The organism is Zhenpiania hominis, from assembly GCF_014333425.1.
GTDB classification, from domain to species: domain Bacteria; phylum Bacillota; class Clostridia; order Peptostreptococcales; family Anaerovoracaceae; genus Hominibacterium; species Hominibacterium hominis.
In genome coordinates, this window is record NZ_JACRYT010000005.1 from 105,216 (window position 1) to 123,755 (window position 18,540).

Here is an 18,540-nt window from a genome sequence, read left to right on the forward strand (position 1 = left end):
TAAGATGGAAGAATATGAACACGATGAGCAAGACAAGTAACTTAGTAAAAAATACATTGATGCTCTCTATTGGAACCGCTTTATCGAAAGGAATACAATTTATTTTAGTGATATTTGTAAGCCGATGGTTATCTACGGAGATTTATGGGACGTTTGATGTATTGTGTACATATATCACATTACTCCTTCCCATTTTGTCTATATCGACAGGAGAGGCTGTTTTTCGTTTTTCGGTTTCAAGTAAAACACAGAAAGAACAGTCGGGATATATAACAAATGGGTTTGTCCTTGTTACATGCAATTTAATAATTTGTATAGGGGTGCTTGCCGTACTATCCGGTGTTAAATTGCTTTCTGCTAAGCTTGTATTACAGTTTTTATTCCTTTTGGGAACTCAACTGTTCAATTATTATCTGCAGGCATTTTTGAGAGCAATTAAAAGACTCAATATATATACGATAAGTAATATCATATCAGCATTTATGATAGCATTCTGTTCGGTGCTTTTTATTCGAGTACTCCAGTTTAGAATGGATGGATTAATATATGCTTATTCTATTGGGTATATGGTGGCAAATCTATTGATCATTTTTTCGGCTAGGCTATGGAATTACATTACTTTGAAAACAATTTCACGAAAAATAGTGAAGCAATTGGTTCACTATTCTTTGCCATTGGTGCCAAACGATATTTCATGGTGGATATTGAATGTTTCAGATCGACAGGTGATATCGATTGCATTAGGCGCAGCAGCAAATGGGATTTATGCTATTGCTAATAAGTTACCAGCTTTATGTAATTCGATCTTTGGGATGTTCAGCGTATCATGGCAGCAAAGCATGGCAGAAAAAATCGAGATGGAAAACTGGCAGGAATATGCTAATCAGGTGTATAACCAAATGACGGTTGTCTTGTTAACATTGTGTTCAGGCATTTTGAGTGTGACATTTATCTTTTTTAATTATATGTTTGACATAAAATATTATTCGGGAATGGTCTATGTACCAATTTTACTAACGGCTACTATTTTTTCATCATGGATGTTGTTTTTTGGAGGGGTACAGATTGCACTGAAAAAAACGTCGGAAAATGGAGTTACTACAGTTATAGGCGCTATTATTAACTTAATTATCAATATTGCTTTAATCCATTTTATTGGTTTATATGCAGCAGCTATTTCCACACTTGTGGCAAATATAATTACTGCTGTATTACGTCGACATAGGCTGAAGTGGTTCGTTAGATTTTGGTCAGACTCAAAAACCCGAAGCTGCTGGATTATATATGGATATTTTATTGTCAGCTTTTATTTTTTTCAAGAATATATAGTACTTGAATGGATTAATATCTTGCTAGCAGGAATTGCATTTATTGCAGTGAATCATCAATTTTTACAGGCCTTTTTTAGAAGATAGTATTCAATGGCATTGTAATTAATAAACAAGAAGTTGAGAGGAGATTAGATTGTTCATGAAGCATAAACGAATACTTGTTACAGGCGGAGCAGGATTCATTGGTTCCAATCTGTGCGAACGGTTGTTAAATGAGGGTAATGAAATTATTTGTTTGGACAACCTGTTTACTGGCAGGAAGGAGAATATCCGGCATTTACTGGATAACTCGGATTTTGAGTTTATTCGGGGCGATATCATCAATGAGGTGTACATAGAATGTGATGAGATATATAATCTGGCTTGCCCTGCAAGTCCGATTCACTATCAGGCCGACCCGATCAAGACCATAAAGACAGGAGTGTTCGGTGCACTTCATCTTTTAGGTCTTGCCAAGAGGTGTAATGCGAGGATACTTCAAGCATCAACAAGCGAGGTATACGGAGATCCACAGATACATCCACAGCCGGAAAACTATAGAGGCAGTGTAAATCCGATCGGCATACGTGCTTGCTATGATGAGAGTAAGCGGATTGCTGAGACTTTGTTCTTCGATTATCACAGGGCATATGGAGTAGATATCAAAGTAATTCGCATTTTCAATACTTATGGGCCAAGGATGAGATCGGATGATGGAAGAGTGGTGTCAAATTTTATCACACAGGCACTGAAGGGAGAAAAACTTACGGTTTATGGTGATGGAAGCCAAACCAGAAGTTTCTGTTATGTTGATGATCTAGTAGATGGAATGATAAAGATGATGGAAAGTAGAGAGGGATTCACAGGCCCCGTCAATTTAGGAAATCCAGGAGAGTTCACGATGCTGGAGCTTGCGGAAAAAGTAAAAATCATTACTCGTTCCAAGTCGGAGATTGAATATATGCCACTTCCGGCAGATGATCCGACACAAAGACAGCCAGTAATCGATTTAGCGAAGAAAGAACTTGATTGGGTGCCGAAGGTAGCACTTGAAGATGGATTAAAGAAGACGATACCATACTTTGCAGAAATGATAAAGAAGGAGAAGCAGTAAGATATGGATAAAAGAATAGTGGTAGTAGGAACGGGATATGTGGGCTTATCAAATGCGATACTTCTTGCCCAGCATAATGAAGTAATAGCGGTAGATTTATTACCTAAAAAAGTACATATGATAAACAATGGTGAGAGTCCATTAAAGGATAAAGAGATAGAAGATTATTTAGAAAGCGGTAATCTTAACCTTACTGCCACAACGGACGGAGATATGGCATATATGGGTGCAGATTTTGTCATTGTATCTACACCTACAGACTACGATCCAGAAGAGGATTACTTCAATACCGATTCCGTAGAGAGTGTAGTAGAACAGGTACGGAAGCTAAATCCATCTGCTTATATTGTAATAAAGAGCACAGTTCCTATAGGATTCACAAGGGCTATACAGGAGAAGTTCGATACCGATCATATCCTGTTTTCGCCTGAGTTTCTAAGAGAAGGACAGGCTCTTAAGGATAACCTTCATCCGTCGCGCATTATTGTCGGAGCAAACATGGAGAGCGGAGAATCTGTGGTGAAAGCGAAAGAATTTGCGGGACTTTTAAAGGAGGGGGCTCTTAAAGAAGATGTGCCTGTTCTCATCATGGAAACTACCGAGGCAGAAGCGGTGAAGCTGTTTGCCAACATGTATCTTGCAATGAGAGTATCATACTTTAATGAACTTGATACATATGCGGAAGCACAAAAACTTGACACAGAGTCGATTATCAGAGGGGTATGCTATGATCTTAGAATAGGAGGAGGCTATAACAATCCCTCCTTCGGATATGGAGGATATTGTTTCCCTAAAGATACCAAACAGCTTTTAGCTAACTATAAGGGAATTCCGCAAAATATCATAGGGGCAGTGGTAGATTCTAATATCACAAGAAAAGGCTTCATAGCGGAGCAGATAATTAAGACATTAAAGAAAAGAAAAGAAGATAGGAGCGTAGCTGGGGTCTACCTGTTAGCCATGAAAACGGGATCAGATAATTTCAGACAGTCTGCGATTTTAGATATCATCGAGATATTGAAAAAGAGAGATATTGAGATCATCATATATGAACCGGCACTCAAGGAAAACCTTTTCATGGGGTGCAAGGTTATTCGTGATATTGATGCGTTCAAAGCTGTATGTGATATTATCATAGCTAACAGAAAAACAGCAGAACTTAAAGATGTTGCAGATAAAGTATATACCAGAGATATATTTTTATCGGATTAAGATATTTAGCCTAAAAAGGTGAAAAGGAGATGGATATGGAGATGAAAACAGAAAAAGAGCAGATGCAACCGAATAAGGGTAAAAAAAAGAAATTGGTTTTCATTATAGCGATAATCATCATAGCCGCCATTATAGTGCTTGCAGTAGTAATAGCACTCGACCATGAGGAAGTACAAAAACAGAATATTCAGTCTACGACAGAGGTGGAACAGATGATCTATGGTGACGAGAGCCTTGGGATAGACGCAGAGGTAGATGAATCGCTTAAGGATTACAGAAATATCGTCATTTATGGACTGGATGCAGAAGATAAGGACTCCGCATCTGGACATAGAAGCGATGCCATGATGATTTTAAGCATCAATAAAAAGACGGATGCAGTTAAGCTGTTTTCTGTATATCGTGATACATATCTTCAGATCAATGATGATGGAACTCTTGACAAGACGAATCATGCCTATGCCTATGGGGGTATGCGTCAGAGTATGAAGGCACTAAACCAGAATCTCGATCTGAATATCCGAGAAGCGATAACGTTCAATTGGAAGGCAACCGCTGATCTGGTAGATGCACTGGGTGGTATTGAGATGGATGTGCAGGATAATGAGATCCAATTTATAAATCAGCATTTAAACGGAATGGGTGCAGAGGAGCAATATATCACTCAGAGTGGTACGCAGACTCTGAGTGGAAGGCAGGCAGTAGCATATTCGAGAATACGGTATGATTCAAGCGATTTTAAGAGAAATGAGAGGATGCAGGCAGTGCTGATTGCAACATTTAAAAAGGCGCAAACTCTTGGAGCAGGACAACTTATGAGTATCATGGATGATGTGGTAGGAGAGATAGACAGTAACATGAGCAGGAATACGATGACAGAGATATTAAGTCAGATTAAGGAATTGGATATCGATGAAAACATGGGATGGCCGTTTAAGAAGCAGGGTTGGATGCATAATGAAATTTATTACTGTGTACCGGTAACGTTAGCTTCCAATGTATCGGAACTTCATGCCAGAGTATTCGGACAGAGCGGATATGTGCCAACGGAGTTTGTACAGAACGTAAGTAGTCAGATCGAATCCATCAGCGGATATAGTCAATAAAGGAGGGAGTGTGCATATGGGAGAAAAATGGATATATACAGATATTCATGCACACATCATCCCAGGAGTAGATGATGGATCCTCAAGTATGGAAGAAAGCCTTGAAATGGCCGAACTCGCATATCAAGAAGGGGTACGGGCGATCATTGCAACACCACATTATGGAAGACGCAATCCTGAGTACAATACAAATCGTACAGTCGCATTAGCTATGGAATTGCGGGAGAAGATCAAAAAAAACCATCCGGATTTGAGTCTCTTTCTGGGGAATGAATTGTATTACAGTCCCGGAATTATTGAGGAAGTAAACTCCAGAAAAGCATTTACATTGGGAAGTACAAACTACGCGTTGGTCGAATTTGATGTGCTGGCAGAATATCCGGAGTTGAAACGTTGTATCAGAGAGTTTGTGATGGAAGGCTACCGGCCAATCCTCGCGCACACAGAGCGATATAGATGTCTCTTTCATGACATAAGCAGGGTAAAAGAGCTAATCGAGCAGGGTGCATACATACAGGTGAATACCAGAGGATTTATACAAAAAAAGAGGGAGGAACGCAGTTTATGGTGTTGGGAATTGCTTGAGACTGGTTTGATTCATTTTATAGCAAGTGATTGTCATAATATGCGGGAACGAAAACCCATCATGAAAACGGCAATAAGGGAAATGGTGAAGCTGGCAGGAGAAGAAGCAGTAAAGGAAATTGTATATGCCAATATCTTTAAACTGCTCAAGAATGAATATATCTAGGAGGAACATAAATGAATCATGAGAGAAATGAGATAGAATTCGATCTGCAAGAGGTTTTCTATATATTAAAAAAGAAGATTCTGCTTATCATTCTTGTGGCAGTTCTGGGAGCAGTGGCAGCCGGTGTATACAGTTTTCTTCTGGCCTCTCCCATATATCAGTCTACGGCAAAAGTGTACATACTGTCACAGTCTACATCATTAACTTCTTTTGCAGATATCCAGATCAGCTCCAGTTTAACAACAGACTATGAAGAGATGATTACGGGCAGACGTGTAGTCGGACAGGTAAAGGAAAATTTGAATCTTGATATGAAATATGAAGACATCGTGGAAATGGTAACGATTGAGAACCCTCCGGACACACGCATTTTAAATATATCAGTGGAATCTACAGATGCGCAGGAAGCGGCGGATATGGCAAATGAGTTTGCGGAAGTGTCGAGAGAGCAGATTTCGAGGATCATGGAGACCGATGAGCCGGCGTTATTTGAGACAGCTATCGTGGAAGACGATCCGATCAAACCGCAAAAGGCAAGGAATACTATACTGGGGTTCCTGATTGGCTTGATATTGTCAGCGTTCGTGGTGATTGTGCTGCATGTGCTTAATGACAATATCAAGAATCAGGAGGATGTGGAAAGGTATCTAAACCTCAATACGCTTGCCAATGTACCGCTTGAAAAGGGCAGTAAGGGAAAGAAAGAAAAGAAAGGGACACTCAGAAGAGAACGGTAAGGAAAGGAGAACGGATTCATGCTGGATATAGAATTTGGAAATTTGCAGGAACCAGAATATGGACGAAGAGAGGCGCTGAATTCACTTAGAACGAATATACAGTTTTCCGGATCGGGATTACAGACATTGTTGTTTACAAGCTGTCAACCTAACGAGGGAAAGAGTACCATATCGTTTGAGTTGGCATACTCAATGGCAACAAATGGAAAAAAGACGGTGTTCGTCGATGCCGATCTCAGAAAGTCGGTAACGATCAATCGATATAAAATTACTAACCAAAGAAAGCGAATCGGCGGTTTGTCGCACTATTTGTCGATGCAGGCAACTCTGGACGATGTCCTTTGTCATACAAATGTAGAAAATATGGATATCATTTTATCAGGGCCTTATACACCGAATCCTACCGCCTTATTCAATGAACCTGCGTTTGATGTACTCTTACAAACGCTTAGAAAGTTATATGACTATGTGATTATAGATACCCCACCGCTTGGGGCCGTCATCGATGCTGCAGTCATAGCACCTAAGTGTGATGGGGCAATCCTTGTTCTGGAAGCCAATATGACAAATTCCAGGGCAGCTATCAGCGTAAAAAAGCAACTTGAGCTTGTAGGTAGCAACATATTGGGAGTAGTCCTTAATAAAGTCCCTGTAAGGAGTAGTGGATATTATTATCAGTATTATGGTGAATACAAATAGCGGAGGGAAGATGCATAAATGAAAGGGATCATATTAGCAGCAGGTAAGGGAACGAGGCTCTATCCAATAACGAAATCAATCTGCAAGCCGTTGCTTCCTGTGTATGATAAACCTCTGATCTATTATTCTATTTCAACATTGATGTTGGCTGGGATAAGAGATATATTGATTATTATACCTGATGGACAGCAGATTGCGTTTAGAGAATTGCTAGGAGATGGTAGTAAGTTTGGAATAAATATCGAATATGCGATACAGGACGTACCGAGAGGAATCGCAGATGCATTTATTGTAGGCGAGCGCTTTATCAAGAACGATCAAGTCTGTCTTATGCTTGGCGATAATATATTCTATCATCCGAATCTTGAAGGGATCTTAAAAAAAGCAATGCGATTCGTAAAAAATGCAAGTAAAGCAACGATATTTGGGATAAAGGTAGAAGATCCATATTCATTTGGTGTAGTGGAATTTGATGAAAATGGAAGAGTGATATCAATAGAAGAAAAGCCGGACTACCCAAAGTCTCAGTATGCAGTACCTGGATTATACTTCTATGGAAATGATGTGATCGATATAGCAAAAGAGCTTAAACCGTCAGCAAGAGGTGAGCTTGAGATAACGGATGTGAATATTGAGTACTTGAATCGAGGGAAATTGAACGTAATACCGCTTGATGAAGAGGTCATTTGGCTTGATGCAGGGACGGTCACTACATTACATGAAGCGGCATGTAGGGTATATGAGATGCAGCAGATAGGAGTCTATGTGTCGTATCCTGAAAAAGTAGCTATAGATAAAGGTTATATTACTTGGGATAAATTTATTCATGAAATAGAGGAAATGCACAACACAGAGTATGGAAAACATTTAAAGGATATGATGGATAGCATCAAACTAATATAATTTTTTTGTGATCTAAAAATTATGAGAAGGAGAAACTAATTGGGTGTTAAATAAAAGACATTTACAGAATATTTCAATTGCGGTAATTGGAGATTATTTTCTTGACAGATTTATTTATATAGATACAAATAGGACAAATAAATCCCTTTATGGCAACGGTCCAGTATATCATGTCAATGAGGTTAGGAAATATGCTGGAGCAGCGGGAACAATTGCAAAAAACTTGGCTAATCTGGGTGTTGGACATATCTATGCTATTGGATTTATCGGAAATGACAGTAATGGAGTCGATCTAAGAAATTCAATGACTGCACTAGGCATTGATTGTGAGGGACTTATTGTAACTGATGCTTGTATTACACCAACGTACACTATGGTACTTCAAAAAGGTTCTGTGCAAAGTGAAATCTGTGAATATGATTACTTAAATGATAGTGTGACCCCCATAGAAATACAGAAGCAAATTTCAAGTGCCATATATAAATTAGCAAATGAGAATGATTTAGACGCAATAATTGCGCTAGATCAACTAGATACGGAAGACTGTGGTGTTATTACTTCGTTAGTTGCGAAAACTTTATCATATATAGGTAATAAAAAAATAGTTTGTTTTGATTCTAGAAAACACATTGGAAAGGTAAAAAATGCGATTATTAAATGCAACTATAAAGAATTTATGGAATCCGAATTATATGATAGTTCAATAACATTTCAAGACTCATGCAAAAAGATAAGTAAGGAAACAGGGCAGACCCTTATTGTAACGAAAGATAAAGAGGGTGCATTTATAGTAGTAGACGGTAAAGTGACTCATATTCCTGCAAGAGAAATAGAACAGCCTATAGATTCTCGTGGTGCTGGTGACGCATTTACTAGTGGTTTTGTTACTGCCTTTTGTTGTGGAACTTCACTTTATACTTCTGGTCTAATTGGAGCAGTAACAGCATCATTGTGTGTAACTGAAATTGGTACAACAGGACGTATGCTATTTGATGATGTAATGAATACCTATGAAAGGTGGCGTAATCATGACAGCTTCAGATATTTCTCAAAAATTACATATTGATAAAGGCAAAACTCTCACAACGAAGGGTAGCAAGTATCTAATAATTAGGGCTATAGGGCTTGGGAAGAATAATGTTGTATACTATGCGTTAGGCATAGAAGGTTTACGGAAAGGAATGTTTGTTGCAATAAAGATACAATATAATTTGGAGGGAAAACGAGTAAAACGATTTTTTCGTGAAGTTTCTTTCCTGCGTCAACATCAACATTTATATACGGTAAAGTATTATGATGAAGGATATTATCAAGTAACAAATAAAAGATATCCATTTGTTGTAATTTCATATTTGCCATATACATTAGAAGATTACATTATCAATTTTGAAATGAGCTTTGAGAAAAAACTATGTTTTGCATGTCAAATGGCATCCGTACTATGCTGGCTGAAAAGGTTAAATACGCTTCATCGTGACATAAAGCCATTAAATATTCTTACAGATGGAGAAAATGCAGTTTTGGGGGATTTTGGACTAATCAAAAACTTAAACAAAGAACGATTACTAATATCAGAATGGGATGATGGCGAAGCAGAGGATATTCTAGATATATCAGATACGATACCGAGGTTTTATCGTACACCAGAACTGGTTCGATTTGCGAAGAAGGAAGACATTCTTCGTATAGAATCTGACACTTTTCAAATGGGACTTGTATACGGTAGACTGTTTACAGGAAAAAATCCGTTACAGCCATCTAAAATGAAGTTGGATGATTTGAACATTTCCTTTTCTGAAGTTGATGAATATAATGTAGAATATAGAATCGTAAAAAGGCTCAACTGTTTAATAAGGAAAATGTTAAACATGGATTATAATATACGGGCAACTCCAGAATATGTTCTTCAAGAAATGATGGAGGTATATAAAATCTATGCTGTATATCCATGAACCTATCGTGAATTTTATATAGCAAGAGGCGTTACTGGTGTTTGGGATTATATTCATGTGGTCGATGTGACAAAGGGGCATGTATCAGCCTTGGAATTTCTGAACAGGAACCCGAGATTTCATGCATTTAATCTGGGAACTGAGCAAGGTGTCAGCGTTCTAGAACTACTCGAAACCCTTCAAAAGATAAACAGTGTAAAGGTACCGTATCGCTTCGTCCTACGTTGCCCGGGTGATGTGGTAGAATGCTATGCGTCCGTTGAAAAGGTGAAATATGTACTGGGCTGGCAGGCAAAGCGAAGTCTGGAAAATATGACAATGGATGCTTGGCGGTTTGAAATTAGTTGCTAAGTCTAAAATATTATAATTGGCAGGTAGGGCGCATGTTCATAATACTACAGGAGAAGAATATGGGAAGGATTACTTTCGCAGAAAGATTGCATGATATCCTCAGAGAAAGAGATATCATGCAGGTGGAACTTTGTAAAATGACGGGTATAGGAAAAAGTGCAATGAGTCAGTATTTGAGTGGAGCTTTTACTCCAAGGCAGGAGACTTTGTATAAGCTGGCTTCTGCTTTGGATGTCTCCGAGGCATGGCTTATGGGATATGATGTGCCTTGTGATAGAAAGATTCCTACTGGCAGAGAATCAGATTCCGATTCCTTTTATTTCACTGCTGCCGATGATAGTATGGCATCATTTTGTATCCCAAATGGTTCCAAAGTTCTTATTCAAAAAAACGATTACGCCCATTCGGGTCAGATCGTATGCTTTTCCATTGCGGATGCTCAAGAGATGCTCTTGAGAAAATTATACAAGCAGGGGACTGGGTTCGTTTTCACTGCATCGTCAAGCGGTGATTACCCGCCTTTTATTTTCAGCGAGTCAGACTTTTCTGCCCGCAGGCTGAAAATTCACGGTGTTGCAATAAAAGTCATCATTTCACTATAGTGCAGGTATGAAATTTTTAAAGACAGAAAATGCAGTTTAGATTAAGTCTAGAAAATGTAAACTGACGAAAAGTACGTTCACTGTGTGTGAAAATTTTAAGAGAAAAATCCCTGCATTAGCTATCATTCAATGCTTGCAGAGATTTTTGAGGGAGTGCTCTTCCAATTTATCCATATTTATTTTTTCACTTCCATCCGTTCTGCCATGGACGTAAGCACATCGCTGATGGAAGCTTTTAATTCTTCGGCCGTCTTAGAATTTAGTTTCCGGAGCCGACTGAGACTTTCTTCTAAATCCTCGTAAGTTTGTTGAAGACTGAGTAAAATGTATTCACATTTTACAGCTTCCTTTGCCATTCTGGCACGAAGATTTGCTGCTTTTTTGTCAGCATCCAGCTTTTCTGCCTTTTCTTTTAACTTTTCCAACTGTTGATTGAATTTTTCTGTTGCTTTGCGCATTTCATCGTCTTTTTTTCGCAACACTTTTTCCGTTGCCTCTTTTTCTGCCTGTTGTAAGGCGTTTAACTCTTTTTGGTGAGCGGAAATAAGGGCTTCTTTTTCTTTAAGTAAAGACGATTTTTCCTGTTCCGCTTTTTTCAGCTTTTCCCGCTCTTCTGCAACTAATTGCTCCAACTGTTTCTGTACTTCCGTGTCACGATTCTTTTCTGCCTGTAGAGCCTGATCTTCCAGAGAGGAAATTTTTTTTGTCAGGGCTTCGATCCTGTTTTGATTTTCTGCCTCTTGTTTTTTCTGTTCTTGTTCTTTTTTCTCGAATACCGTTATCTTTTCTTGAAGTACCACATTTTCCTGTTTCGCTTCTTGAATCATCTTTTTTAGTTGTGCAATGGACATGTCCGTCACATTATTTTTCTGTACAAAAGGTTCTCGATCTTCGGAAGGAAGTGCTAATAATTGTAATGCCTGAGAATATCCGATATTCGCAAACGTCTGCGAATTTGCAAGGCCAGTTTTACCATATTCTTCATAAAGCTTCATTAGGTTATTCGCTGTGCGCTGAGAAAACTCAACACGCTCTTTCAACCAATCTGCCCACTTCCCATGTTTGATAATCTGCTTTGCCTCAGTCAACCGTTTCCCAATTTCAATGGAATTTAGGAGGACGGTTTGCTGCGTTTGGGCGGTGATCATGCGGATTTCTGTTACAAGCTGTGTTTCCTGTTGCGAATGATCCATTTCAACAAAGCTTTCGTTTGTAGTTGCCATAGCGGTATGTTCTTCTTTTTTCATTTCTGTATTGTTCTTCATGATGAAACTCCCTTTCTTTTATCAATCTTGTTAAGGTTGTGATATAGACCTTTCCAGCAGGCAGAGCCGAGAACCCTGCCTGCCTCAAAAGATACGGTTAGATTTCTCGATTGTTTAATAAGGCGATTAATGTCCGTATTTCTTTTGGGTGAAAGGTAATCCCTCTTGACATATGTTCATGCTCCGGATCCCAGTCACGGATATCATATTTGGGTGCATTTCCATTCCAAGAGACAAGATTCAATTCCTTATTCCACCCGGTTGGGTATTCGGTAATGATTCCGATTCGTTCTTTGATTTCAAATACGATTTCTTCTCTTTCTGTTCTCTGAATTGCCATATTGTGTTCTCCTTTCCAAAATGGTTGAATTAAGAAATAGATTTTTGCCACCGAATGTGGTGGTGAATGCTTATATCTGTGGTAGTGGTAGCGCAGCGGAAGTGAGAAGGCCAGTCAAGGGCGTAAGACTTTTTCAGATTTTTTTTCGAAGGAGAAAAATGTTAAAAAGTTGCGGATGCACCCTTGACGTCAGCCAGCGAACGACCAATCATGGCCACCCACAGAATAAGCATCCTTTTAAGGTCACTTAAAAGAACCGATTGCATATAAAAACGTTCTCCAGGCAATGTGGAGAACGAACCGATTAGAAAAATGCAGGCAGAGACTTGCAGAGAATTTTCATGGATAGAAAGATAAGACAAAAGCTGCAAGGACATAACGGTATATATGGGAAAAATAATGGAAGTCAATCTTATATAAATTCCTGTGAAATCGTAAAAAACATGTGTATGTATAAGATTTCCGTTTTATTAGGCCGAACAGCCTTTTGATCCGGAAATAGGAATTTCAAATAAATCAGGATCATTGCGAGTAGAGACGTGTAGGAGCTTTATGTAGAAAATAGTTCCTTTGAAAGAGCAAAATGCGATTAAAAAGTAGAAGAATCTTGTTTTTCTCAGAAAGGAAACCAAAAAGAATTCCGGTTACCCCTGATAACAAAGGAATCTTTCAGTATATAAGGTGGCAGGGAATCTGCAGAAATGAAAAAAGTTCAAAAGAATGATTAGAGAGAGGAATTTGATTCCGTTTCTTCCGGTTGCTTGTCCTGTTCAACAACAAATAATTCTTCAATCGGACAGTCAAACAGTTTTAATAATTTATCAATCGTTGCAAAACTGATGGAGGAAGTCTCATTTTCCAGCATTTTATTCAGTGCTGTATAATTTGTATCCAGCTTTCTTACAAGCCAATACTTGCTTTTTCCACTTTTTTTCAACACTTCTTTTAAGTTTAAATATACCATAGCTTAAGGAACCTCCTGCCTAGTATTATAGCCAGAAGAGAGTTAGAAAATAAGGCGTTTAGAGTTGAGTCAATTATAATTTACTGTATGCTATGGTATAATGATAGCAGAGACGCAGATAGTAGATTTAAGAAATGGGGATAAAATGCTAAGTACGAAAGCAAAGCAGCAAATCGAAGTACATGAGGAAGCCATTAAAAAGATTTTAAAAATGGAACTGCCAGGAGATTTGTATCAGGAGATCGTAAGTTATATACAGTTGGTGAGAGGGTTAAGCCGAATTGCCTTTCTGTTTTATCCCTATAAAAAGAAAGAACTAAATCAGGACACTTCTAAAGGATACAAAGAGAATGACGTAAAGTAGAAGAAACGCGGTATTTTCTTAAAAAGCTTTCAAGTCAGAAATTTTTTATTTCATTTTCATATTTCCAATCTGTCCATCCTATTGATTTCATAGAACAATCGAGCGTTTCTATGAAAGAAAAACGCATCAAAGTGCTGAAATCAACAAATTCGATGCGTTTACTCTGCGCTTATGCCAGATAAAGTATGTAGGAGATTTTTTATTTGTTTAGACGAAATTCCATTCTTTCAGACTGATAAAATCACTTTCATTACCAACGATAATATGATCCAGAACAGGAATTCTAAGAAGTTTACCTGCTTGGACTAATTGTTTTGTAGTTTCAAAATCTTTCTTGCTGGGATTTGGATTTTCAGAAGGATGATTGTGAGCGAGAATAGCGGCGGATGCATTGCATTGAATCAGAAATTTGAAGATCTCTCTTGGATGAATCAGTGTGGAATTCAGAATCCCGATCGACGCCGTATGATAGCCGATAATGCTTCCTTTTGCATTCAGCGCAATCACAAGAAAGACTTCCTGTGGATTTAAATGTAGTTTGCAAATTTTGGTTAAAAATTGATGGGCCGGAATGGGACTTGAAATTTCGTAGTGCTCCAAAGATTCAACGGAATCTTCTTTTACGAGCTGCAGTTTGTACTTGACATATTCATATGGTGTGTTCATATGGGTTCCTCCCTCCCATGAATGATAGTTTGTACACTGCAAATCAAAGTGCGGATACTTGGGATATCAGGCATAGTACGGAGTGAGGATGGGATGTCATAGGGAGAACGACTTATTTTTCTATTTTTTTTGCAAAAAAAAGGGACAAAATCAGGAGAGCGACCTTGACAGGAACACAGAACGACGGAAACTAAAGATTCCTGGGATCCGCAGGACTGGTGCGCCCAGTCCGTTCTATTTTTATAAAGAGAAAATATTTGACAAAAAAACCGATATTTCAGCACGATCCAGATAGTGAGATCGTTCTATGATTGTGAAGCGAAATCACTTTATAAACATACGCTTGAAAGGGAAGGTGATAGTCATTTCTTTTTATGAAAAAGTAGAACGGGAATTTGATGCTTACTGCAAGCGTACCCTGAAAAACAAACTGGTTGATTACAAACGGCAGCAAGCCTGTCTTCGTAGGAAAGAGCTTTCCTTTGATGAGACGCAGCAAAGAAAACTGGATCAATTTTTCTCTACGATGGATGAGTATTTTGCAGATATGATTCAGTTTGGAGATTATGCAATCGAGTTGAAAGATGAAACGCTCTATAAGGCCCTGTTGCAACTATCCGAAGAGAAGCAGATGATTCTTATTTGCCACTATGCAATGGGAATTAGCGACAGAGAGATTGCAACTCAGTTAGCACTTCCCAAAACAACGGTCCGATACCGAAGGGAGGCGGCGTTACAGAGGTTAAAATCTTTGATGGACCAAGGGGCAAAGAACGAATGAGCCGTTATACACGTATTACATTTCCTGTCATTACTGGTGCAATCAAGGGAGACACTCTCGCAATGGAGCAGATCCTGAATCATTATAAGGGGTATATTAATAAATTGTCAGTGGACAAACTCTACGACCATTTGGGAAATGAACGTCTTACAATAGACAGTCAACTTCAAAAAATATTGGAACTGCACCTGATTGTTGCGGTTCTAAAATTCCAAATCCGCAAATAAAAGAAAAAGTGATTTCGCTTTTTATTGGAACCTTTACAATTTCATACTGCGAAAGGTACGTTTGAACTGCAGGGAGCGAGTTTCGATTGTACGCCAGGACCCTGTTTATAGGCGAGCGAACTCTACAACCGATCAAACAGGGAGGGAAACTCTGTCTGCGAAGAACTGCAGAAAAGAATCATGATACGTCCGTCAGATGTACGGTGCCCACGGGAATGGGAAAGGACTGCACTTGCAGGACTGCGGAGCTGCATCCAACAGCCGCCTTTTTGCAGATAAAAATTGATCGTTCAGTATGAATTAAATAAAAAAGGAACCCTGTTTTTTGCGTGTATAATGTAGATAGTGTAAGAATGGAAAAGAAATGAGAGGGAATTATGAAGTTTTATCAGGTGGAATCTATCAAAGAGCAGGAAATCGTTTATTATATTATTCGGAGAATGACTGATTTTTGTATGCTTCCGGAAGAAAGTCAGTATCTTGCCTATCGGATTCGTACGAACCTATCACCCAATACGGTGAAGCGCGCGGCATTTTCCATTATGTATTACTGCGAGTTTCTAAAACAAAAGGATTTAAGAAAAGAAGAGATCTGGCAACTTTCTTTTGCGTTCCAGCACGAGCATTTCATTGAATTTTTGAATTGGTTAAAAAATGGGAACCATACGGATCGTAAAGGAAAATTGCCAAGTAATCGAACCTGTAATATGTACCTGAGAGATGTATTAGAATTTTACCGTTATCTTGAACAGCAGGGAACGGAAGAATTAAAAGTGCTTTCGGAACAGGAGAACACCTTTATAACTTCCTGTGGCATTCGGAAGCATAAAATGATCAGGCGATTTCGAGGTTTCTTCAGAGAGGAGCCATCCAAAGGGGATAGCATTACAGCAGAACGTATCGGAGCACTCGTGGCAGCTTGTACGAATCTGAGAGATTCCCTGCTTCTGCTACTTCTGGCAGAAACCGGATTTCGAATTGGAGAGATTCTGGGAATTCGATTGGAGGATATTGATTTTTCTTCCAGACAAATTCAAGTCCAGTTTCGATCCAATAATAAAAATCAGGCGAGAGCAAAAAACGCAGAATATCGAAAGGCACTTTTAAGTCCGACCACCTTTTCTCATTTAACAACCTATCTGACACAATGCAGAAAGAATGGATATTCGGATTATCTATTCGTGAACTTAGAAGGAAAACAGCTTGGCCAACCCATGAAGGTACAAAGCGTTTATGCGATGCTAAAACGATTGGAACAGAAAACCGGAATTGCAAGCCATCCACATCAACTCCGTCATTATTTTGCTAATGCACGGTACAATGCAGGCTGGGAGTTGCTTTTGATTAGTAAAGCTCTTGGTCACAGGCAGCTAGAGACCACGCGCAACTATCTGAATCTGGAAGAGGAAACGCTGCGCAGTGCGTCTCAAACGTATTTTGAACAGACTGAAGCGCTTACGCAGATTTCGACGCTGATTGGAAACGGAGGGCAAGAATGAAATCGAATGTACAGAGCCAGCGAGCAGATACAGGGCTTTCTGCCCTTGGGATTTTGCAGGAAATCGAAGCCTGTCCGGTTCTTGCGGAACGGCAAAAACAGAAGCTTTGTTCCTTTTTCACTTCTTATCCACACCGTTCCGCAAAAGAGATTACCTATTCGGATCGGGAAGCGTATGGAGTGTATCTGCTTCAGACTGGAGTAAAGAAAAAGCATGCGGAATATCTGCATGCTTTGGATCAATTCAAACTTTGGTATCAGGAAATGCAGCCACTTACAGTTGTCGAAAAGCGCCTTTCGTTTACTGACGATCGCATCTTTCTTCTTTATCATCCAGATACGAGAATTGCAAAGGAGCTTTTCAAAACAGCGGATAAGGAAGAACTGCTTTGGGACTTTTCCCAACCTGCTTCAGAATCTTTTACCGATCAGGTGTTTGAACTTCTGAATACAATTTTAATGCAGCCAATGGATCGGAAGCTTCGGAGAGCCAGGCTTCTGGTACTCAAACAACTCTATGCGTTTGGTATTCGGTATCACCTTTCTTCGATTCTGCACCTGGATTTGGCAGACGAAAAGCGATTTGAACTGTATTTAAATCAAACACCCCATCTGCAACGCTACCGAAAATCAGCGCTCTCTTATTTTCGAAAGACCTTATTTCTGCAATCGGATTCCATCTGTTGGGATGCAAGCGTCTGGTATTTAGAACGCTTTCATTTGGATTCGGCAAGGGTGAACGTGGCTAATCCAGTCCGTCAGTTTTCCTTTTTAGAAATCCAAGATCCGGAGCATCGGAGATATGGGCAGCAGTATCTTCGTTACTTGCTGGGTGCAACGGAACTTTCGATTGCAACGATTCGTTTTCATTATAGTGTGTGCAAATCATGTTTCCGCTTTCTGGAACAGGAAGCCATTTCTTTCACAGAACTGAAGGATTCCGTGTTGGAAGACTTTCTGCATGCAGAGAAGACTGATTGTGCGGAAACTATCAATCGAAAGGTGATTGTGTTAAGCCAGATGTTCCATTATCTGTCTGTTCGGGAGAACCTGTCCGTTCCGTTTGACAGCGCACTTCATATTCGAAAAAGCCAGCCGTACCACTATAGGGGGAATGTGACAGAAAAACGAATGGAGGAAGTTATAGATGCCTTGTCCGATTTGGATACAACACTTCGGCTGATGGTTGTGACCCTTTTTTGTACCGGACTTCGAAAAAATGAGGTGTGTGTGTTGACTGGAGATTGTCTGTCCCATGATGGGACCGATGGATGGATTCGACTGTACCAGTCCAAGCTTCGAAAAGAAAAACGGATCCCCATTCCGGACGGATTGTATCAGATGCTGAAGCAGTATATCGAAACCGAACGTAGAACGGCGAATGACTACCTGTTTCAAAATGCAAAAGGGGATGCGTATAATGCGCAGACGTTTACGAATCGGATGCGAATGGCCTGCGGGAAATGGAACTTTGCGCAAGATGGGTACCAGTTTCGAGCACATGCCTTTCGGCACTGGTTTGCAACAGAACTCTTTGAGGAATCCAACCTTCAGGTTGTCCGGGAATTCTTAGGACATGACCATGATGATATGACGAAAGCCTATATTGATGGAATTCCCAGGCAGATTCAGGAAAAAAGCCACGCTTATTTTATGGAACATGAAAATGAATTTATGAAAGACTAAGGAAGGAATAAA

The 18,540-nt window shown here is 39.3% G+C and carries 20 protein-coding genes; 16 read left to right on the forward strand and 4 right to left on the reverse strand.

The features are described from left to right. The first annotated feature begins 23 nt into the window (after positions 1-23). From H9L42_RS07005 to H9L42_RS07055, 11 genes are all read left to right on the forward strand, one after another. Entirely contained in the window at positions 24-1,415 is a 1,392-nt protein-coding gene (locus H9L42_RS07005; protein WP_187302676.1) for a lipopolysaccharide biosynthesis protein, read from the forward strand. Between the two features lie 55 nt (positions 1,416-1,470). Continuing rightward, positions 1,471-2,424, forward strand: coding sequence for a UDP-glucuronic acid decarboxylase family protein (locus tag H9L42_RS07010; RefSeq protein WP_187302677.1), 954 nt, complete (start codon positions 1,471-1,473; stop codon positions 2,422-2,424). Between the two features lie 3 nt (positions 2,425-2,427). Then, on the forward strand, positions 2,428-3,636 hold the full coding sequence (locus H9L42_RS07015) for a nucleotide sugar dehydrogenase (RefSeq protein WP_187302678.1): 1,209 nt from the start codon (positions 2,428-2,430) through the stop codon (positions 3,634-3,636). 134 nt (positions 3,637-3,770) lie between these two features. Beyond that, the gene (locus H9L42_RS07020; protein ID WP_187302679.1) at positions 3,771-4,742 is read left to right on the forward strand and encodes an LCP family glycopolymer transferase; all 972 of its coding nucleotides are present in this window, start codon (positions 3,771-3,773) and stop codon (positions 4,740-4,742) included. A gap of 16 nt (positions 4,743-4,758) precedes the next feature. After that, positions 4,759-5,493: a CpsB/CapC family capsule biosynthesis tyrosine phosphatase gene (locus H9L42_RS07025; RefSeq protein ID WP_187302680.1), complete on the forward strand. Its 735-nt coding sequence runs from the start codon at positions 4,759-4,761 to the stop codon at positions 5,491-5,493. An 11-nt stretch (positions 5,494-5,504) separates the two neighbouring features. Continuing rightward, a complete protein-coding gene (locus H9L42_RS07030) occupies positions 5,505-6,230 on the forward strand; it encodes a YveK family protein (RefSeq protein ID WP_187302681.1) in 726 nt (241 codons plus the stop codon). 18 nt (positions 6,231-6,248) lie between these two features. Then, positions 6,249-6,929 carry a polysaccharide biosynthesis tyrosine autokinase gene (locus H9L42_RS07035; protein WP_187302682.1) on the forward strand — a complete coding sequence of 227 codons (681 nt, stop codon included), beginning with the start codon at positions 6,249-6,251 and terminating at the stop codon, positions 6,927-6,929. A gap of 18 nt (positions 6,930-6,947) precedes the next feature. Beyond that, positions 6,948-7,832: a glucose-1-phosphate thymidylyltransferase RfbA gene (rfbA, locus tag H9L42_RS07040; RefSeq protein ID WP_187302683.1), complete on the forward strand. Its 885-nt coding sequence runs from the start codon at positions 6,948-6,950 to the stop codon at positions 7,830-7,832. Between the two features lie 43 nt (positions 7,833-7,875). Then, positions 7,876-8,898 carry a PfkB family carbohydrate kinase gene (locus H9L42_RS07045; protein WP_187302684.1) on the forward strand — a complete coding sequence of 341 codons (1,023 nt, stop codon included), beginning with the start codon at positions 7,876-7,878 and terminating at the stop codon, positions 8,896-8,898. Further along, positions 8,861-9,784 carry a protein kinase domain-containing protein gene (locus H9L42_RS07050; RefSeq protein ID WP_187302685.1) on the forward strand — a complete coding sequence of 308 codons (924 nt, stop codon included), beginning with the start codon at positions 8,861-8,863 and terminating at the stop codon, positions 9,782-9,784. The genes H9L42_RS07045 and H9L42_RS07050 overlap by 38 nt, the downstream gene beginning before the upstream one ends. A 410-nt stretch (positions 9,785-10,194) precedes the next feature. Further along, a complete protein-coding gene (locus H9L42_RS07055) occupies positions 10,195-10,737 on the forward strand; it encodes a LexA family protein (RefSeq protein WP_187302686.1) in 543 nt (180 codons plus the stop codon). 176 nt (positions 10,738-10,913) lie between these two features. On the opposite strand, the gene H9L42_RS07060 is transcribed toward H9L42_RS07055, so the two are convergent. The 3 genes from H9L42_RS07060 to H9L42_RS07070 all read right to left on the reverse strand — a co-directional run bounded on the left by H9L42_RS07060 (position 10,914) and on the right by H9L42_RS07070 (position 13,306). Next, the gene (locus H9L42_RS07060; protein ID WP_187302687.1) at positions 10,914-11,984 is read right to left on the reverse strand and encodes a DUF3102 domain-containing protein; all 1,071 of its coding nucleotides are present in this window, start codon (positions 11,982-11,984) and stop codon (positions 10,914-10,916) included. Between the two features lie 115 nt (positions 11,985-12,099). Continuing rightward, positions 12,100-12,342 carry a YdbC family protein gene (locus H9L42_RS07065; RefSeq protein ID WP_187302688.1) on the reverse strand — a complete coding sequence of 81 codons (243 nt, stop codon included), beginning with the start codon at positions 12,340-12,342 and terminating at the stop codon, positions 12,100-12,102. 724 nt (positions 12,343-13,066) lie between these two features. Further along, entirely contained in the window at positions 13,067-13,306 is a 240-nt protein-coding gene (locus H9L42_RS07070; protein ID WP_187302689.1) for a helix-turn-helix domain-containing protein, read from the reverse strand. A gap of 145 nt (positions 13,307-13,451) precedes the next feature. Between H9L42_RS07070 and H9L42_RS07075 the strand changes: the two genes are divergently transcribed. Further along, on the forward strand, positions 13,452-13,670 hold the full coding sequence (locus H9L42_RS07075) for a hypothetical protein (RefSeq protein ID WP_187302690.1): 219 nt from the start codon (positions 13,452-13,454) through the stop codon (positions 13,668-13,670). Positions 13,671-13,877: 207 nt separating this feature from the next. Here the strand turns inward: H9L42_RS07075 and H9L42_RS07080 are convergent, their stop codons facing one another. Beyond that, positions 13,878-14,336, reverse strand: a complete 459-nt coding sequence (locus H9L42_RS07080) for a JAB domain-containing protein (RefSeq protein ID WP_187302691.1) — start codon at positions 14,334-14,336, stop codon at positions 13,878-13,880. Between the two features lie 307 nt (positions 14,337-14,643). Between H9L42_RS07080 and H9L42_RS07085 the strand changes: the two genes are divergently transcribed. The 4 genes from H9L42_RS07085 (at position 14,644) to H9L42_RS07100 (ending at position 18,528) form a co-directional block, all read left to right on the forward strand. Next, positions 14,644-15,117 (forward strand): RNA polymerase sigma factor, encoded by a 474-nt coding sequence (locus tag H9L42_RS07085; RefSeq protein ID WP_187302692.1) that lies wholly within the window; start codon positions 14,644-14,646, stop codon positions 15,115-15,117. After that, positions 15,114-15,344 (forward strand): helix-turn-helix domain-containing protein, encoded by a 231-nt coding sequence (locus tag H9L42_RS07090; protein ID WP_187302693.1) that lies wholly within the window; start codon positions 15,114-15,116, stop codon positions 15,342-15,344. Before H9L42_RS07085 ends, H9L42_RS07090 begins: the two co-directional genes overlap by 4 nt. A gap of 377 nt (positions 15,345-15,721) precedes the next feature. After that, on the forward strand, positions 15,722-16,843 hold the full coding sequence (locus tag H9L42_RS07095; protein ID WP_187302694.1) for a tyrosine-type recombinase/integrase: 1,122 nt from the start codon (positions 15,722-15,724) through the stop codon (positions 16,841-16,843). After that, positions 16,840-18,528, forward strand: a complete 1,689-nt coding sequence (locus tag H9L42_RS07100) for a tyrosine-type recombinase/integrase (RefSeq protein WP_187302695.1) — start codon at positions 16,840-16,842, stop codon at positions 18,526-18,528. The genes H9L42_RS07095 and H9L42_RS07100 overlap by 4 nt, the downstream gene beginning before the upstream one ends. Positions 18,529-18,540: the final 12 nt, after the last annotated feature.

What these genes read in the sequence shown, in the direction of transcription:
- H9L42_RS07075 (WP_187302690.1), top strand. Translation starts at nt 13,452, where the DNA reads ATGCTAAGTACGAAAGCAAAGCAGCAAATCGAAGTACATGAGGAAGCC.
- H9L42_RS07100 (WP_187302695.1), top strand. Translation starts at nt 16,840, where the DNA reads ATGAAATCGAATGTACAGAGCCAGCGAGCAGATACAGGGCTTTCTGCC.
- rfbA (WP_187302683.1), top strand. Translation starts at nt 6,948, where the DNA reads ATGAAAGGGATCATATTAGCAGCAGGTAAGGGAACGAGGCTCTATCCA.
- H9L42_RS07095 (WP_187302694.1), top strand. Translation starts at nt 15,722, where the DNA reads ATGAAGTTTTATCAGGTGGAATCTATCAAAGAGCAGGAAATCGTTTAT.
- H9L42_RS07035 (WP_187302682.1), top strand. Translation starts at nt 6,249, where the DNA reads ATGCTGGATATAGAATTTGGAAATTTGCAGGAACCAGAATATGGACGA.
- H9L42_RS07005 (WP_187302676.1), top strand. Translation starts at nt 24, where the DNA reads ATGAGCAAGACAAGTAACTTAGTAAAAAATACATTGATGCTCTCTATT.
- H9L42_RS07030 (WP_187302681.1), top strand. Translation starts at nt 5,505, where the DNA reads ATGAATCATGAGAGAAATGAGATAGAATTCGATCTGCAAGAGGTTTTC.
- H9L42_RS07010 (WP_187302677.1), top strand. Translation starts at nt 1,471, where the DNA reads ATGAAGCATAAACGAATACTTGTTACAGGCGGAGCAGGATTCATTGGT.
- H9L42_RS07065 (WP_187302688.1), bottom strand. Translation starts at nt 12,342, where the DNA reads ATGGCAATTCAGAGAACAGAAAGAGAAGAAATCGTATTTGAAATCAAA.
- H9L42_RS07025 (WP_187302680.1), top strand. Translation starts at nt 4,759, where the DNA reads ATGGGAGAAAAATGGATATATACAGATATTCATGCACACATCATCCCA.
- H9L42_RS07070 (WP_187302689.1), bottom strand. Translation starts at nt 13,306, where the DNA reads ATGGTATATTTAAACTTAAAAGAAGTGTTGAAAAAAAGTGGAAAAAGC.
- H9L42_RS07050 (WP_187302685.1), top strand. Translation starts at nt 8,861, where the DNA reads ATGACAGCTTCAGATATTTCTCAAAAATTACATATTGATAAAGGCAAA.
- H9L42_RS07060 (WP_187302687.1), bottom strand. Translation starts at nt 11,984, where the DNA reads ATGAAAAAAGAAGAACATACCGCTATGGCAACTACAAACGAAAGCTTT.
- H9L42_RS07090 (WP_187302693.1), top strand. Translation starts at nt 15,114, where the DNA reads ATGAGCCGTTATACACGTATTACATTTCCTGTCATTACTGGTGCAATC.
- H9L42_RS07080 (WP_187302691.1), bottom strand. Translation starts at nt 14,336, where the DNA reads ATGAACACACCATATGAATATGTCAAGTACAAACTGCAGCTCGTAAAA.
- H9L42_RS07085 (WP_187302692.1), top strand. Translation starts at nt 14,644, where the DNA reads ATGATTGTGAAGCGAAATCACTTTATAAACATACGCTTGAAAGGGAAG.
- H9L42_RS07055 (WP_187302686.1), top strand. Translation starts at nt 10,195, where the DNA reads ATGGGAAGGATTACTTTCGCAGAAAGATTGCATGATATCCTCAGAGAA.
- H9L42_RS07015 (WP_187302678.1), top strand. Translation starts at nt 2,428, where the DNA reads ATGGATAAAAGAATAGTGGTAGTAGGAACGGGATATGTGGGCTTATCA.